At 42.7% G+C, this 16,771-nt stretch carries 12 protein-coding genes and 6 tRNA genes; 12 read left to right on the forward strand and 6 right to left on the reverse strand.

Going from position 1 to position 16,771, the window contains the following annotated elements; genetic code table 11:
* The first annotated feature begins 9 nt into the window (after positions 1-9).
* Both MZ182_RS08105 and rmf read left to right on the forward strand, forming a co-directional pair.
* Entirely contained in the window at positions 10-1,839 is a 1,830-nt protein-coding gene (locus MZ182_RS08105) for a DUF3466 family protein (RefSeq protein WP_248069733.1), read from the forward strand.
* Positions 1,840-2,026: 187 nt separating this feature from the next.
* The gene (gene rmf / locus MZ182_RS08110; RefSeq protein ID WP_006082074.1) at positions 2,027-2,203 is read left to right on the forward strand and encodes a ribosome modulation factor; all 177 of its coding nucleotides are present in this window, start codon (positions 2,027-2,029) and stop codon (positions 2,201-2,203) included.
* A gap of 107 nt (positions 2,204-2,310) precedes the next feature.
* Here rmf and fabA read toward each other — a convergent pair whose 3' ends face one another.
* A complete protein-coding gene (gene fabA, locus MZ182_RS08115; RefSeq protein ID WP_011789677.1) occupies positions 2,311-2,826 on the reverse strand; it encodes a bifunctional 3-hydroxydecanoyl-ACP dehydratase/trans-2-decenoyl-ACP isomerase in 516 nt (171 codons plus the stop codon).
* A gap of 74 nt (positions 2,827-2,900) precedes the next feature.
* Positions 2,901-4,634 carry an AAA family ATPase gene (locus MZ182_RS08120; RefSeq protein ID WP_248069741.1) on the reverse strand — a complete coding sequence of 578 codons (1,734 nt, stop codon included), beginning with the start codon at positions 4,632-4,634 and terminating at the stop codon, positions 2,901-2,903.
* Between the two features lie 221 nt (positions 4,635-4,855).
* Here MZ182_RS08120 and MZ182_RS08125 point away from each other — a divergent pair.
* The 9 genes from MZ182_RS08125 (at position 4,856) to MZ182_RS08165 (ending at position 9,788) form a co-directional block, all read left to right on the forward strand.
* Positions 4,856-4,946 (forward strand) — tRNA-Ser (locus tag MZ182_RS08125).
* A 344-nt stretch (positions 4,947-5,290) separates the two neighbouring features.
* A tRNA-Ser gene (locus tag MZ182_RS08130) sits at positions 5,291-5,381 on the forward strand.
* A 517-nt stretch (positions 5,382-5,898) separates the two neighbouring features.
* Positions 5,899-6,543: a UvrY/SirA/GacA family response regulator transcription factor gene (gene uvrY, locus MZ182_RS08135; protein ID WP_014610364.1), complete on the forward strand. Its 645-nt coding sequence runs from the start codon at positions 5,899-5,901 to the stop codon at positions 6,541-6,543.
* Positions 6,544-6,609: 66 nt separating this feature from the next.
* Positions 6,610-8,439 carry an excinuclease ABC subunit UvrC gene (uvrC, locus tag MZ182_RS08140; RefSeq protein WP_014610365.1) on the forward strand — a complete coding sequence of 610 codons (1,830 nt, stop codon included), beginning with the start codon at positions 6,610-6,612 and terminating at the stop codon, positions 8,437-8,439.
* Positions 8,440-8,486: 47 nt separating this feature from the next.
* The gene (gene pgsA, locus MZ182_RS08145) at positions 8,487-9,035 is read left to right on the forward strand and encodes a CDP-diacylglycerol--glycerol-3-phosphate 3-phosphatidyltransferase (protein ID WP_011789673.1); all 549 of its coding nucleotides are present in this window, start codon (positions 8,487-8,489) and stop codon (positions 9,033-9,035) included.
* A 211-nt stretch (positions 9,036-9,246) separates the two neighbouring features.
* Positions 9,247-9,322, forward strand: a tRNA-Gly gene (locus MZ182_RS08150).
* A gap of 53 nt (positions 9,323-9,375) precedes the next feature.
* A tRNA-Cys gene (locus MZ182_RS08155) sits at positions 9,376-9,449 on the forward strand.
* A 50-nt stretch (positions 9,450-9,499) separates the two neighbouring features.
* Positions 9,500-9,586: transfer RNA gene (locus MZ182_RS08160), tRNA-Leu, on the forward strand.
* A gap of 115 nt (positions 9,587-9,701) precedes the next feature.
* Positions 9,702-9,788 (forward strand) — tRNA-Leu (locus MZ182_RS08165).
* A 404-nt stretch (positions 9,789-10,192) separates the two neighbouring features.
* Here MZ182_RS08165 and MZ182_RS08170 read toward each other — a convergent pair.
* The 4 genes from MZ182_RS08170 to MZ182_RS08185 all read right to left on the reverse strand — a co-directional run bounded on the left by MZ182_RS08170 (position 10,193) and on the right by MZ182_RS08185 (position 13,652).
* Entirely contained in the window at positions 10,193-11,119 is a 927-nt protein-coding gene (locus tag MZ182_RS08170) for an ABC transporter ATP-binding protein (protein WP_248066008.1), read from the reverse strand.
* Positions 11,116-11,946: an ABC transporter permease subunit gene (locus MZ182_RS08175; protein WP_011789671.1), complete on the reverse strand. Its 831-nt coding sequence runs from the start codon at positions 11,944-11,946 to the stop codon at positions 11,116-11,118. The genes MZ182_RS08170 and MZ182_RS08175 overlap by 4 nt, the downstream gene beginning before the upstream one ends.
* A 72-nt stretch (positions 11,947-12,018) precedes the next feature.
* Positions 12,019-12,684, reverse strand: coding sequence for a YceH family protein (locus MZ182_RS08180; protein WP_248066006.1), 666 nt, complete (start codon positions 12,682-12,684; stop codon positions 12,019-12,021).
* A gap of 125 nt (positions 12,685-12,809) precedes the next feature.
* Positions 12,810-13,652 (reverse strand): S1 RNA-binding domain-containing protein, encoded by an 843-nt coding sequence (locus MZ182_RS08185; RefSeq protein WP_248066003.1) that lies wholly within the window; start codon positions 13,650-13,652, stop codon positions 12,810-12,812.
* A gap of 1,171 nt (positions 13,653-14,823) precedes the next feature.
* Between MZ182_RS08185 and speA the strand changes: the two genes are divergently transcribed.
* Complete coding sequence (gene speA / locus MZ182_RS08190; protein ID WP_011789668.1) at positions 14,824-16,737, forward strand: biosynthetic arginine decarboxylase; 1,914 nt, start codon at positions 14,824-14,826, stop codon at positions 16,735-16,737.
* Positions 16,738-16,771: the final 34 nt, after the last annotated feature.

Consider the following 16,771-nt stretch of genomic DNA (forward strand, 5'->3'; position numbering starts at 1 on the left):
ATAGAATTAATGAAGTCAAAGTTGGATAAAGCCCTGTCCTTGGTTGCCTTAGGTGTCCTTGGTGTATTAAACAGTGCCCATGCTGCACCTGTCTATAAAATTGTTAATATTGAGAATTATGACCTAAAAGGCGCGCTAGAAGGGACGCGTAACGGGTACGCTTTAGGCGTGAATGCTAATGATGAATTAGTTGGTATTTCCAAGGGCAAGAAAAAGCTTAGCACTTCGGATGTTGAAAGTGGCGTGATTGATATTGAAGATGGTATCGCGCCTGAGGAAACCATCACTTATTCAATCACCGCAGCAATCGTCGCTAACAATTTTGCCTTTGTTGCTAAGGAAAATGATTCATCTAGTCCTTGGTTACCGACTTTTGACAGCATAAATGGCACTACGCCACCCAGTAATACCGAAGTCATTAACTCTGTTGATACTTTTTATTATGGTATTAATGATGCGGGTATTAAAGTCGGTAGTATGACAGCTCCTGAGAAGAAGGTAGAGAATACTGCAACTACCGATGTGACAGATGATTATTGGTATTACCGCGACTATGAGTACCGTGGCGTGGCTAAATCCAGTGAGGTTGAAATACCACTTATTCCCCCTTATACCCAATATGTTAAGGATGATAAAACGGTTGAGTTAGGCGGTTGGTCTGCGGCTACGGCCATCAACAACAATAACCTTATTGCAGGTTATGCAAGTACTGATATCAGTAAATATGGTAGTGATCGCGTAGCTTACTGTTTAAGTACGGATAATACCTTGCCATTGGATGTCTGCGTTCAACGTGAGCAATATCCTAACTCAGTTGGAACTCGCAATATCCAATATCAAACCCGTGCTTATGTATGGAAAATTGAGGATGATAACACTGCGACAGGTACGGTTTTACCCCTTGGATTTACGCCCGCGAGTGACGACACCTTAACTTATACCGCGCAGGCGCTCGGTTTAAATGATAATGATGTTATTGTCGGTCGTTCCCATGTATATCGTAATGGAAATAGTAAGTCCCTAGCGCAAGATGCGGCTTATTGGATTAAGGATGCCGAAGGTAACTATCAATATCATTGGATCCCGATGTCAAACTCAGTTGCCAGCTCTATTGCCTATGATATCAATGATAATGGTATTGTTGTTGGTAGCTACCGCAGCTATATCCAAGGTTATTTGCGTGATAAGTTCTTCTATTTTGATATTAATACGCCGGATGTCAGCCCTGTGACGCCAAATGATTTTGCCTCTAAGCCAACGGATTTATCGAGTAAGCCTAAAGATATTAATAATAACGGCCAAGTAGTTGGTTATATTGAAACCACCTATGATAAAGAAAAACCACGTCCGAAGGCGGGCTTCTTATATGAGAAGTCAACGGGTGAGTTTAGTAATCTTAATAAGTTGCTGACATGTGAATCTAAAGGATTTGAAAAAGACGGTAGTGGTAACTGGAATCGCCATAAAGTCGCAGTTCAAGATGGTTCAGGTAAGACACTAACATACAATACCGATATCCTTGTGGTTGAAGCGTCCAGTATTAACGAAGAGGGCACTATTGTAGGTACGGCTTTTGTTCGTAAACCTTCATACCAGTTTGATAGCAGCGGTAATGTTGTGATTGGCGAGAATGGATTACCGTTATTCGAATTAAGTGGTAGTGGAGAGCCTGTTACCGCTTATATTCCGCGTATGGTCGTGCTTAAGCCTGTAGCCAATGGTGAAGCTTGTCCAATAGATGATAGTACGGATACGGGCAACTATGAACGTAAGGGAGCCGCGTCTTTAGCTTGGCTTTTTGCGTTACCATTGATTTGGTTCCGTCGCCGCGTTCGCTAGTTTTAAGCTTAAATTCAGATTAATAAAATCGAGGCTAAATGCCTCGATTTTTTTTTAACTAGGATCTCAATAGTTTAAAAAATAGTCGATATAATGAGCGATTTTTTGATTGATCTTGGGGACAAAAAGCACTATTTCTATGGGTGAAGCTTTTGCTTCTATTTCACGTAGAACAGAGGACGCTTGCATGAAAAGACAAAAACGAGATCGTTTAGACAGAGCTTTTTCAAAAGGATTCCAAGCTGGTGTTGGTGGGCGCTCTAAGGAGCTCTGTCCTTATGCAAATCTTGATTCGCGATCGCAGTGGTTAGGCGGTTGGCGTGAAGGTGTGGATGGCCGAGTTAATGGGCTATTTAATAAATAACTGAGTTTAGCTCGTTAATTAAATAGCCCAGAACAAACGAAGTAATGCAGCACATAGCCCTCAGACGAGGGCATTTTTGTATCTATAAAAAATGTAGCAAAAGATAATTAGAAGGTTGATGTATCACTAAATACACCGACTTTGAGATCGGTTGCGCTGTATATTTGACGACCATCAACTTCGAGAATTGCATCGGCAATTCCCATGACGAGTTTTCGGTGGATTGTGCGTTTGATATTCAGTTTATAGGTAACCTTTTTCGCACCGGGTAGCACTTGACCAGTAAACTTCACTTCACCAACGCCCAGTGCACGACCTTTACCTTCAGCACCTTCCCAGCCTAAATAGAACCCTACTAATTGCCACATGGCATCAAGGCCTAAACAACCAGGCATAACGGGATCGCTAATAAAATGACAGTCAAAAAACCATAATTCTGGATTAATATCGAGTTCAGCGACAATTTCACCTTTTCCAAACTCGCCACCATTATCATTGATAGTGACGATTCTATCGATCATCAGCATATTATCAACAGGAAGGCGAGGGGAGTTTGGACCAAATAATTTCCCATGGCCACAGGCGATGAGTTCTTCTTTATTGAAACTGTTTGCTTTATTCATTATTTTACTACTCCAGCAATAAGAATCGCCAAGATTAGCGAACACGTGTAAGCTAAACAACTCCGATCAGCTAATTAACGACGAAATAATCCCAATTTTGCGAGTAACCTCGTCATTATACCAATTTCCTCTTCTCCATTACCCGCAAGCTTATCCAGTCTTTCTTGCACTAAACCATACAAAGAATCATGTGGGAAATCATTATCTTCGTCGGCAACACCCGCGGGCATTTGCATCAGTAGTTCAACGGCTTCATCCATATGCTCAATAGCATAGATATGGAATAAGCCTTTGCCTACAGCTGTTATCACTTTTGGATCGAGGTTAAGTTGTAAAATATTCGATCTAGGCATAATCACGCCTTGCTCACCCGTTAAGCCTCGGCGTTCACATAAATTAAAAAAGCCTTCAATTTTTTCGTTAATGCCACCAATAGCTTGTACATTACCGAATTGATCGAGTGCTCCAGTGATGGCTAAAGATTGAATAATGGGCTGCTCTGCAATCGCCGACATAAGGCAGCAATATTCCGCTAGCGACGCACTATCACCATCGATTTCTTGGTATGATTGCTCAAATACAATATTGGCATTGAGGTGTAATGGTGCATCTCTACCGAAGATGCGGTATAAGCAGGCCGATAGGATCATCATCCCTTTGGCATGAATATTCCCACCAAGTTCAGATTTTCTTTCAATATCTGCAACCTCACCATCCCCATAGTGTACCGATGCGGTGATGCGTGCGGGTTCACCATAACTATAATCAATCGCATCAATCACGGTTAGGCCGTTTATCTGTCCTACCATAGCCCCTGTTGTTGGCAGATTTATGAAATTGTCATCAAAACTCTGACCTGAAAATTCTTCGGAGCTGTTATGACGATAATTAGCTTGGGACAGGGCATATTCAATGTCGCTAGCATTGATGCTAGGTTTGCCACGGTAGGCTTTAGCTTGTGCCATCAACTGAGCAAAATCGAGCATAGATAAACTTAGACGACGTTGATGTTCTGTTAAGCGTGCGCTGTAACGAAATAGTGGCGCCAGACTTGACTGTTCTAATGTTACATCGACACTTTGCGCTACAGTTTGTAACCATGCTGCGTATTGTGATTCTTTATAGCGCATTAGGTCTATTTCACTGGCGAGTTCTGCTAAGAGGGTAAAATGACGCTGAAATTGCCAATCCTCAGAGCGCACTTGACTATAAATCATCCCTGCGCCCACTAGCACTATTTTACAATTTAATGGTATTGGGCTTAAGGTACTGCTAATTTGATACTCTTTTTGTGTGAGGATTTGCATGACTAAATCCCACAAGTTCTCACGTTTCCACAATGATTCTGCGCAAATAAACAGATAATGACATTGTGCGAGCGCACCTGCTTGGTATTTACTGCTATTACCCGATTGCACCATTCTTCCGAGTAAATCGACTCGTCGAATATTGCCGCTTAAATAACGATAAAGGACATTCTTTTCTGTAATGCAACCTTGGTTGTCTAATGGTTGCTCGTGTTGCCATTGAAATTGTATCGCTTCATCTACAGGCCGAGTTGCAACAAGATAAGCCGTGGACATAGGAGTCAAGGTATCCATCAGCGCACGTATCATTAAATGGCGATCAATACCGGGAAAATCGGCAAGATAGAGTTGTTGTTCTGCTATGGCATTGTGCAGTTTAAACGCATCTACAGCACGCTCTTGCCCTAAGAGTAAGGCGCTTAAATTGGCAGCCGACTGAGATAGGGAGGGTAGGCTAAATTCAGGTGCGAGTGAAGAAGTCGATATCAAGAGTGAATTCATATAAGCATTTACCGTGAAAAGTTACGCCGATTTTACCATACCAAGACAACAAATCTCTCACTGTATAGGTATTTTTGCGCGTGTTTATCTTTTTATTGATTAAAATCTACTGGGCATTCGTTGGAAAAACGGTCTAGCTGAACATAAGATGAGCATTTGACACAATAATAAAAAATTGAGGTTTACAATGTGTTGGGATACTTATATTATTTGCGGCGTTCGGAGGGGTGGCAGAGTGGTTTAATGCACCGGTCTTGAAAACCGGCGTGGGTTTATAGCCCACCCAGGGTTCAAATCCCTGCTCCTCCGCCATATTTCACGGAAAAGGCTATCAGCAATGATAGCCTTTTTTGTTTATATCATTTGAACCCAGGTTCCTTATTTGAAACGCAGTTCCTCCGCCATATTAAGTCAAAACGCCGCTAAGCAATTCGCGGCGTTTTGCATTTGTACGGCTTGAACTCTTGGTTTCTTGATTTGGGATGCAGCTTCTTCACAACACAATGTAACTGACAAAAAGAGGCGTATGGTTGTTTTAAGTATGCCGATTATTTGGTTCATTTTTAGTGGGTTGGACATGAAATCGTCAATCAACTCATTTAGCAATAAATTTAAGTTTACAGCGACATAAGAGATCGCTATTATCTCGCTCGTTCGGAGGGGTGGCAGAGTGGTTTAATGCACCGGTCTTGAAAACCGGCGTGGGTTTATAGCCCACCCAGGGTTCAAATCCCTGCTCCTCCGCCATATTTCACAAAAAAGGCTATCAGCAATGATAGCCTTTTTTGTTTATATCATTTGAACCCAGGTTCCTTATTTGAAACGCAGCTCCTCCGCCATATTAAGACAAAACGCCGCTAAGCAATTAGCGGCGTTTTGCATTTATACAGCTTGAACCCTTGGTTCCTGATTCGAAGCACTGCTCCTCCACCGTATTCTACAAAAAGGCCATTAGCAATGATGGTCTTTTTTGTTTGTTGAAACTCTGAGCCTAGAATTTAGTCGCTTGATAAGATGGACCATTTATTCATTGAAACGATAGCTTGACGTGTACGCTGGGTATTATTGCTTCGTTTTTAAAGGTATTTTATTGGTATATCATTCTGTGACGTTTCTTTAAATATCATCTAGTTAACAATATTCATTTTGTGCTTTGCGAAACGGGGTTGTTGGGCTAAATTAGCCATATAAACTCGTTATTCGTTTACTTTATGGTTTTCTTTAGTGGATGGATAGGGCAGTAAAATCGAAAAGGTGGATTAAGTTGATATCGATATATTTAGTTGACGATCATGAGCTTGTAAGAACTGGGATCCGCCGCATCTTGGAGGATGAACGTGGGATTAAAGTGATAGGTGAAGCCCCTGATGGTGAAACTGCGGTACAATGGTCTCGCCAAAATGAAGCTGATGTCATCTTAATGGATATGAATATGCCTGGGATGGGGGGGCTGGAAGCCACTCGTAAAATTTTACGTTATCAACCCCATGCAAAAATTATTGTGTTAACTGTTCACACGGAAGATCCGTTCCCAAGTAAAGTGATGCAGGCGGGAGCTTCGGGGTATCTCACAAAAGGGGCTACACCACCTGAAGTATTACAAGCGATACGTCAGGTTTCCCGTGGGCAGCGTTATTTATCCCCCGAAATTGCCCAGCAAATGGCGCTGAGTCAATTTAACCCCGCTGATGAAAATCCATTTAAAGCCTTGTCTGAGCGTGAATTGCAGATCATGTTAATGATCACTAATGGTGAGAAGGTGAATGATATTTCTGAGCAGCTCAACCTCAGTCCTAAAACGGTTAACAGCTATCGCTACCGTTTATTCGCTAAGCTTGGGATCAGTGGTGATGTCGAACTGACACGTCTAGCCATTCGTTACAAAATGCTGGATGCGGGTCATTTTTAATCCAAGGGTATGTTCGTTTTTGATGTTGATATCTTGTCTGCCTATTGAAAGTTATGGGTGTGAATAATGTCGAGTGTTTTTAACGCCCAAAGTTTTTTACGCACGGTTTCATCTTCTGCCGGGGTTTATCGCATGTATGACGTCAAGGGTGACGTCATCTATGTGGGAAAAGCCAAGGATCTTAAAAAACGGCTTTCGTCGTATTTTCGTAAAAATTTAGACAATGTTAAGACTCAAGCCTTAGTTTCGCATATTCACCATATTGATGTGACACTGACCCACAGTGAAACCGATGCCTTGTTGCTTGAAAATGATTACATCAAGCAATACATGCCTAAATATAATGTGTTGTTGCGCGATGATAAATCTTACCCTTACATTTTATTAAGCCAACACGAACACCCAAGGCTTGCCTATCACCGTGGCCCACAGCGTGAAAAAGGCCATTATTTTGGCCCTTACCCCAATGGCGGCGCGGTACGTGAAAGCCTGCATTTAATGCAGAAACTCTTTCCTATTCGTCAATGTGACGACCTTTATTACAAATCCCGTTCACGGCCCTGTTTGCAGTATCAGCTTTCCCGCTGTAGTGCGCCTTGCGTGGGAAAAGTCAGTAATGCCGACTACGACGAACAAGTGAAACTTGCTAGCTTATTTTTAAAAGGCAAAGATCAGCAAGTGATCAGTACGTTAGTAGCTAAGATGGAGCAGGCGGCGCAGCAGCAGGAATATGAACAGGCGGCACGCTTTCGTGATCAAATTATGGCGCTGCGTAAGGTCGCTGAGCAGCAGGAAGTATCGAACAATAAAGGCGATATGGATGTGATTGGTGTGCACTATGCGTCGGGTATCGCCTGTTTTCATTTGTTATTTATCCGCGAGGGTAAAATCTTTGGTAGTCGCAGTTATTATCCTTCTGTACCGGCCCAGACGGATATGGATGAAGTGCTGCGATCCTTTATTCTGCAGTTTTACTTAAATGCCGATATACAGCGCACTATTCCAAAGGAAGTGGTCATCAGCCACAACTTTGAAGAGTTGCACGAGCTGGAAGCCGCGGTATCCATTGCACTGAATAAAAAGTTTTCGATAAAGACCAATGTGCGTGCCGATAGGGCGAGTTTTTTACGCTTGGCTGTGACCAATGCCACCAATGCTGTCATCACGCGTTTATCCCATAAGAACACGGTCGAGCAGCGTTTTGTATTATTAGAAGAAATTTTAGAATTGAGTACACCTATACACCGTATGGAATGTTTTGATATCAGTCATACTATGGGAGAAAGTACCGTTGCCTCCTGTGTGGTATTTAACCGTGAAGGGCCACATAAAGGAGAATATCGTCGCTATAATATCGAAGGTATTACGCCTGGTGATGATTATGCTGCGATGAAACAAGCCATCACTCGCCGTTTTGATAAGATTGAAGCAGGCGGTAAAATCCCTGATATTCTGTTTATCGATGGTGGCTTAGGGCAATTACGCATTGCTCAGAAAATTGTAGATGAAAAATTTGTCCATCTCGATAAAGCGCCGCAATTGATTGGAGTGGCTAAAGGGGAGGGGCGTAAGCCGGGGCTAGAAACATTAATTTTAGGGGATACAGAAACGAGTTTTTCCCTTGAAGGTGATTCACCTGCATTACATCTGATTCAGCATATTCGTGATGAATCCCATCGATTTGCGATTACAGGACATCGCAATCGTCGTCAGAAAACGCGCAATACCTCGACGTTGGAATCTATTCCTGGTATTGGTCCTAAACGTCGTAAAGCACTCTTACAGCATCTTGGTGGGTTACAGGAGGTGAAGGGGGCGAGTGTAGCCGAATTAGTTAAAGTGCCTGGGATCAGTATAGAAATGGCACAAACCATTCATGATGCATTGCGAGGGTGATAAAATTAAGGCAAGATTGGCGCTGCTTTTGACTAACTGGTTTGATCATGCCGTTTAACTTACCTATAGCATTAACCCTTTTCAGGCTTTTTTTACTGCCTATCTTTGTCGTGTTGTTTTACTTACCCTATAGCTGGACGCCTTTCGTCGCAGCCTTCATCTTCTGGTTGGCGGCGTTAACGGATGCATTAGATGGTTATGCGGCACGTAAATTAAAGCAATTGACTCGCTTTGGTGCTTTTCTCGATCCTGTTGCTGACAAGCTTATGGTGATTACCGCACTTGTTTTATTAGTGGATCAATATGCTAATGTTTGGCTCACTTTACCTGCACTCTTTATGATTGGCCGTGAAATTGTGATTTCAGCCTTAAGAGAATGGATGGCTGAAATTGGTAAACGTGGCACAGTTGCGGTGTCTTGGATTGGCAAATATAAAACTGCCGCTCAGATGGTGGCGATAATAGGATTGATTTGGCAATACAATCCATTGATGACCAATGCTGCATTTGTGCTGCTGTATATTGCGGCTGTATTAACTTTCTGGTCAATGATGAGTTACATTTTAGCCGCTTGGAAAGATCTCACTGCCGAGTAGTGCAATAAAAAATCAAACAGATTATTTAGTGTGCAAGCAGTAAGTTATCGTTAAAACAGCGGTTGACACTGAGTGTCAAAAAGGTAGAATGCCTCCCCGTAGACAAAGGATGGCGTGAAAACAAAGTCTTAACCCTACGAAAAGAATTAAAGGCAGTTTTAACTCAAAAATTAAAGCATAAAATGCTTATTTTAGTGGGTTAAAAGCAAAAGCGACATTAGCTCAGTTGGTAGAGCGATACCTTGCCAAGGTATAGGTCATCGGTTCGAACCCGATATGTCGCTCCAAATTCTAAAAGTCTAATTTTGCTTAAGCTGAGTTGGTCTTTAGCTAGAATAAGGGCGCGATGGCAGAATGGCTATGCTGCGGATTGCAAATCCGTCGATCTCGGTTCGACTCCGGGTCGCGCCTCCATAGATATAAAATATTAATGACACGATTCCCGTTGTTAATATGAAGAGTTTGCCCGAGTGGTGGAATCGGTAGACACAAGGGATTTAAAATCCCTCGCTGGTAACAGCGTGCCAGTTCAAGTCTGGCCTCGGGTACCATTATTATAATGGTGACAGCTCAAATTGAGCTGAAGGGTTAAACTTCGTTACCTTGTAAAAGAGCGAAGCAAAGAGTTAACAATATCAAAAGCAAAGCTTGCGATATACAGAGTTTGCCCGAGTGGTGGAATCGGTAGACACAAGGGATTTAAAATCCCTCGCTGGTAACAGCGTGCCAGTTCAAGTCTGGCCTCGGGTACCATTATTCTTAGTGAATAGTAAATAAGCCTCGACATTAGTCGGGGCTTTTTTGCATTCTGGCGATTAATGAATTTTTCATTGGCCAGATTTGACTGACACGCTAGGCGTGCCACTTTCAATACAAGCGCAGTCTGGCCTCGGGTACCATTATTCTTAGTGAATAGTAAATAAGCCTCGACATTAGTCGGGGCTTTTTTGCATTCTGGCGATTAATGAATTTTTCATTGGCTAGATTTGACTGACACGCTAGGCGTGCCACTTTCAATACAAGCGCAGTCTGGCCTCGGGTACCATTATTCTGCGTGAATAGCATCAAACCTCAATAATAGCTGAGGCTTTTTTGCAATTAGCATCTTTAGCATCTAACGCTATATCGACAAGTGCTAAATCAGTATTTATGTGAACTTAGGAGAACAGCGTTTCTTCTAGGGTTCGACCCCTTAGAAGCATTTTATATTGCCATTGATGGGAGTCTAAAAGTGAAAGTAATGCGATTTCAATATCATAATGAGTCGGGAAATTTTCCTCTTTATGCTTATCTTTATTGTCTAGCTGAATAATAAACACATTAGTTTGCTTAGAACTGATATTGATCACACCACTGAGTTTCGCTATTTCCTGCAGTAATTTTTCACTGTCACAGTTTTGCATCGTTAATGTGAGATAGTCACTATCGGTGGAGGCGCGCATTGAGACAGATTGACTTAATTCACCTTTGTCGAGATACAACACTTGATCGCAAAGTTTTTCTAATTCATCAAGATTATGGGAACTGATCATAAAGGTTGTCGTAGTTGACAGTGCTTTTACGAGCTCACGCACTTTCTTAGCATTAGCGGGATCGAGTCCTGCCGTCGGTTCATCCAGTAGCACTAGTTGCGGTGAGCCAATCAAGGCTTGGGCAATGGCGACACGTTTACTCATGCCATGGCTTAGGCTAGGAGGCTTTTGCTGAGCCACTTCAGCCAAATCTACTAAGGTCAGTACTCGTAATGCTTCTTTCGCTGCAACATGAGCATTCATCCCCTGTAAACGGGCGAAAAAAGCCAATTGACTTGCAATAGTGAGGTTGGGATCGAGTGCAGCATCCTGAGGTAATGCTGCTATTTTACCTAAGAGTTTGGGACTATTGGGGGCTTCACCCAGCAAGGTTATTGTGCCAGCGCTTGGGGATAAATAGCCGCATAGTAAACTAAATAGCGTGGTTTTACCTGCACCATTAGGGCCAACAAGGGCAATGGGGGCGCCCGCTTCAAGGTTAAAGCTGACATCATTTAAGGCTTGTTTGCTTCCGTAGGATTTAGATAAGCCTTGGCATTGGATCAGACTCATAGCGAACTCCGTTGCATGTAAATGCGGCAAAGCAATAGGGCTGCCATAGTTTGTAATAATGGAATGGGTGTAAAAGCCAGACTATTGAAACCATTAGTATTGAGCATATCTGAGAGTTGTGCGCCAGGTAGCAACCATTGGAGCTCGGCAAAAACACTGGACTGATTACTTAATAATAGAATGGTCAGTGATACCAGAGTCCATAAAATGGTTGCCAACACCATAGCTTGACGGGCTGTTCTGGCATATAAAGACAATAAGGTCATCACGGCGGTGAAAGGTAAAATCACGATAATGAGATTGAGCCCCACTAAGGCTCCAGAGCTTAAGGCTTCTAATATCAAATGACTATCTCGGCTGAGCGCAAGTGCGATAGTCGCAATGATGGTCAGCAGGATAAGTAAGCCTTGGATCAGGATTTGACCGAGGAAACGTCCCAAGAGCAGACTATCACGGCTGGTGCGTATACTTAAAAATCGTAAGGTGCCACGGGTTTTATCCGACGAAAACTGATCTGCAGCGATAAGAATGCTAAACATAGGAAATAAATAGAGAGCAAAACACCAAAATACCGCCATTTCAGCCACTGGCCATTCGAACAAGACATTAAGGGTATTTACGCCAAAAAGACTATCAACTAAGTCTTTGATATTGGGCTGCAGTAACATCGCTGAAGCGCCTTGAATGGGGTAGAGCAATAGAACACCCCAGACGAGTGCGAAGGCAATTATTGCGATGATCCCTCGGGTATTAAAGAGGAATTTACGCAATTCAAAGGTAGCGATAATCAGCATATTTTTAAATGTGCTTGGCGGATGATTTGTCATTAACAGTCCCTATCATTACATGAGTTGGTATGACCCATGCTGGTACCATATAGTGAGGCTTATGCTGTTAGCCTAGGTTAACGATGCAATGAGCTCATCGAGTTTTTGTGTAAGTGTGGCGACTTGCTGTTCTAGCTCAGTGACTCTTGCAACCAATGCTCCATGTTCGACTAATGCTGCGACAGGAGCAATATGGGGTTTATCTGTGTGATCACTGGTTGTTACCACATTAGCTGACGTCTCAGAAAACAATTCCACATAGCGACTTTCACGTCGCCCAGGTTCCCTTGGTAGTTGCTTTAAGATTGGTTTAGTGCGGCTGATTAGTTGCTTAATGCAATCTTCAACTTCGATCACATCCTTAAATTCGTGGAGTCTGTTGCTTCTGGTGCGTAATTCCCCCGGTGTTTGTGGACCACGTAGCAACAATAAACAGACGATGGCAACCGCGGCGGGTGACAATTGTAATTCGCTAAATTCGGTGTTGCAGAATCGATGCTTATATTTGACTACGCGACTGCCAAATCCCGATTGCTCGCTGATGAGACGCTTTTTAGTTAGGGAGTCAAGGGCATCTTGCACTTGAGCTTCGCTTAAGTCCAACACGGGTTCACGGCTGGTTTTTTGATTACAGGCTAAGGTCAATGCGTTTAGCGAGAGTGGATATTGCTCGGGAGTGGTGATTTCTTTTTCCAGCAGGCATCCGATGACTCTGGCTTCGTGTAACGTGAGTTCCATATAAGCTCCATAGAAAAAAGCATGGCTTTGTTTATAACAGAGCCATGCTTAATATCCTAGTTCTTGTCAGTAAAACGCTGTCTTAGTGGCGGTAAACTGTACAACTTAGTAAACAATCATGTTGATTATTCTGCCGTTTCAGTTAAACGCAGCCCGTCATTATCTATGCTCAGCTCGCCATTCTTGAATAGGCCTCCAATGGCTTTTTTAAAGGCTTTTTTGCTCATACCGAGTTGATCGTAAATGATTTCTGCATCAGTTTTATCTGTCAAGGCTAAAAAGCCGCCCGCTTGTTTGAGCTTGCTCAAAATAATATGGGCATGCTTATCGAGTTCTTGTTTATTGCCCTGTTGCAGTACCAGATCGATTTTGCCGTCGCGGCGCACTTGTTTAATATAGCCTTTGACTCGCTGACCAAAACGCAGTTTTTGGAACACTTCGTTTTCGTAAATCACACCCCAATGAGCATGATTAATAATGGCTTTGTAGCCTAAATCTGTGGTGCCACCGATATATAAATCGACCTGTTGTCCAGCGGTGTAGTCTGGCTCAGTTTTATCAAGAAACTTATCAATTTTAGAGGAGGCAACAATCCGTTCATCGGCACGATTTGCGTGCACATAAACCAAATAAGAGCGACCTTCTTCGATAGGCTTATGTTGCTCACCGAAGGGCAGTAATAGGTCTTTATCTAAGCCCCAGTCTAAAAAGGCACCATAGGGACCCGTTGCAACGGCTTTTAAATAAGCAAATTCACCCACTTGTGCCAATGGACGGCGCGTGGTGGCAATCACGATATCTTCAGAATCGAGATACAGAAACACGTCAAGCAGATCACCGACTTGGCAGTCTTTCGGGGTGACTTTGTTTGGCAGCAGTACTTGCCCTAATTCGTGGGCGTTTAAATACACGCCAAAGCTGACTTGTTTTACAACCTCAAGTTTGCAGGTTTTACCTATCTGTACCATGGATTTCTCTGTGCATATGGATATTGTTCGGCGACGATTATAACTGTTTTAGTATTGAAACTGCAGTTTTATTGCGGACGGAAGGGTGATGGGGAAAGAACGGCCAGTATGGGCTAAAACAAAGGTGTAATGGGATTTGTACATTCTCCATTTTGGACTTTCGTTTTTTGTACCTCAAAGCACTCAACTTATATTGAATCGCAGAGTGTGCCAATGGTGTTGATTTTCTTAGTGAGCCTATTAAAAAATATTGAACAGCATTAATTGGTTTTAATATCTTAAGTTGCTTATTTTAAAGTATAAAAAATATTGATGATAATAATATTTGTTACCGAGGTGTATGTTATATTTTAACGCAAAATAATTAATGAGATTCTTGCTTGCATTCTGTGACATTGCGCGGTTTAATTGCGCCGTTTAGCGAGTTAGCTCGTTACATACATGACAAATATTACGTGAGTAGTAAAGGTTTTATGGTTCACTGGTCATTAACCGTGTAACAAATAATATATAGTTGTTACATGGGGTTAAGAGGGTTTTTTAGCTAATGCACAAGCATCCATTTTTTTCGCTTTGCCTAAAAGCGTCACAATGCCAGCGCGCCATTGTCGTACCTTATGATGATACTGGCCTTAAACATCTCACGTTAATTCGCATCAATTCTGGCCGCGAAGAAGCCAACAGTCCCCAGTTATCATAATCTTGCCTCTTTTTAGGTGGTCATTGCTCAACGCTGTACCGCTTAATATGTAAAATTGATCCTTAATGTTATTTATATTTGCGTTGTAAACACTCTTTGTAGAGCGACTTCGGCCGTGTAGGCCAAAGCTTTTGAAGGCGTGATCTGCTCGCTTGTTTTGACTTATTGGGCATTTTCTCCCAAAAGGCGCAAAATGGTCACACTAGGGGGAAGGCTGTCGGGTTGGTTAGGTGCGTTTGCATCAGAGATGTCCCTGAGCAGAATAATATTAGAGCGGCATGTTATTGCGGCTTTAGTGAAAATAGCAGCAATGTCACTTAAATTTACGTGACTTTGCTGCATCAGTAAAAGGTGAAGTCACCTTTAGTGTATGTCAGGTAAGGTATCCCTTTGCCTGGGTTTGTCGAACGGGCGGTCTTGCAAAATGCAGCGGCCGTTTAACCCATTTTTTAATAGACGGGCTAAATAAAAATGAATGATTGGTCTATTGATGATGCTCGTGCTGGGTACAATGTTACTCACTGGAGCCAAGGTTTTTATGGGATTAGCGATCAAGGTGAGGTGACAGTGTCGCCGGATCCTAAAAATCCTGAATACAAGATTGGCTTAAATGAGCTAGCCAAAGACATGGTTAAAGCGGGGGTCGCTTTACCTGTACTAGTTCGTTTTCCGCAGATCCTGCACCACAGAGTGAACAGTTTGTGCCAAGCATTCGACCAAGCGATACAGAAGTATGAGTATCAGGCGGACTATTTGTTGGTTTACCCGATTAAAGTTAACCAACAACAAACCGTGGTGGAAGAGATCCTAGCGAGTCAGGCATCAAAAGAAGTTCCGCAACTGGGTTTAGAAGCGGGCAGTAAGCCTGAATTGATGGCTGTGCTCGCGATGGCACAAAAAGCCAGTTCAGTGATTGTTTGTAATGGTTATAAAGATAACGAATATATTCGCTTAGCACTGATTGGTGAAAAGTTAGGCCATAAGGTCTATATCGTTTTAGAGAAACTGTCTGAGCTTAAGATGGTATTAGCTGAATCTAAACGTCTGGGCGTGACACCGCGTTTAGGTCTACGAGCGCGTTTAGCGTTCCAAGGCAAAGGCAAGTGGCAGGCGAGTGGCGGTGAAAAGTCGAAATTTGGTTTATCTGCAGCGCAAATTTTAACTGTGGTTGACCAGTTAAAACAAAACGATATGCTGGATTCGTTACAATTGCTGCATTTCCATTTAGGTTCGCAAATTGCCAATATTCGTGATATTCGCCAAGGCGTAAGCGAAGCGGGTCGTTTCTACTGTGAATTACGTGAGTTGGGAGCAAGCGTTAATTGCTTCGACGTGGGTGGTGGTTTAGCGGTAGATTACGATGGTACTCGCAGCCAAAGTAATAATTCGATGAATTATGGCCTCACCGAATACGCCAACAATATCGTTAATGTATTGACTGATATCTGTAATGAATATGCGCAGCCTATGCCACGTATTATTTCAGAGTCTGGACGTTATTTAACGGCACATCACGCCGTATTGATCACGGATGTGATCGGTACAGAGGCTTACCAACCTGAAAATATTCAACCGCCAGCGGAAGAGTCCCCCCAGTTATTGCACAACATGTGGCATTCATGGTCTGAGATCAGCGGCCGTGCTGATCAACGCGCTTTGATTGAGATTTATCATGATAGCCAAAGTGACTTACAAGAAGCGCAGTCACTGTTTGCTTTAGGTCAGTTAAGTTTGGCTGAACGTGCGTGGGCTGAGCAGGCCAATCTACGTGTTTGCCATGAAGTTCAAGGGTTGTTGAGCACTAAAAACCGTTATCACAGACCGATTATTGACGAACTCAATGAAAAGTTGGCTGATAAGTTCTTCGTAAACTTCTCGCTATTCCAGTCATTACCAGATGCTTGGGGTATTGATCAAGTGTTCCCTGTATTGCCGCTTTCGGGATTAGATAAAGCGCCAGAGCGCCGCGCTGTGATGCTGGATATTACCTGTGACTCTGACGGTATTGTTGATCAATATGTCGATGGTCAAGGGATTGAAACCACGCTACCAGTACCAGCATGGAGCGCTGAAAGTCCATATTTGATTGGTTTCTTCCTTGTGGGAGCTTATCAAGAAATTTTGGGTGATATGCACAATCTTTTTGGTGACACCAACTCAGCGGTAGTTCGGATTGAAGAGAATGGTGTCACGAATATTGAATCTGTGCTAGCGGGTGATACGGTTGCTGACGTATTGCGTTACGTTAACTTAGATGCAGTGGCCTTTATGCGCACTTACGAAGAGTTAGTGAATTTACATATTGAAGAAGATGAACGCGCACAAATTTTAGAAGAACTACAAGTTGGCCTTAAAGGTTACACTTATTTAGAAGATTTTTCTTAATTTTTAATGTGTTAAATTAAATCAGCCTAGGGTG

This window comes from Shewanella sp. JNE2 (genome assembly GCF_023159115.1).
In the GTDB taxonomy this organism is placed as follows: domain Bacteria; phylum Pseudomonadota; class Gammaproteobacteria; order Enterobacterales; family Shewanellaceae; genus Shewanella; species Shewanella putrefaciens.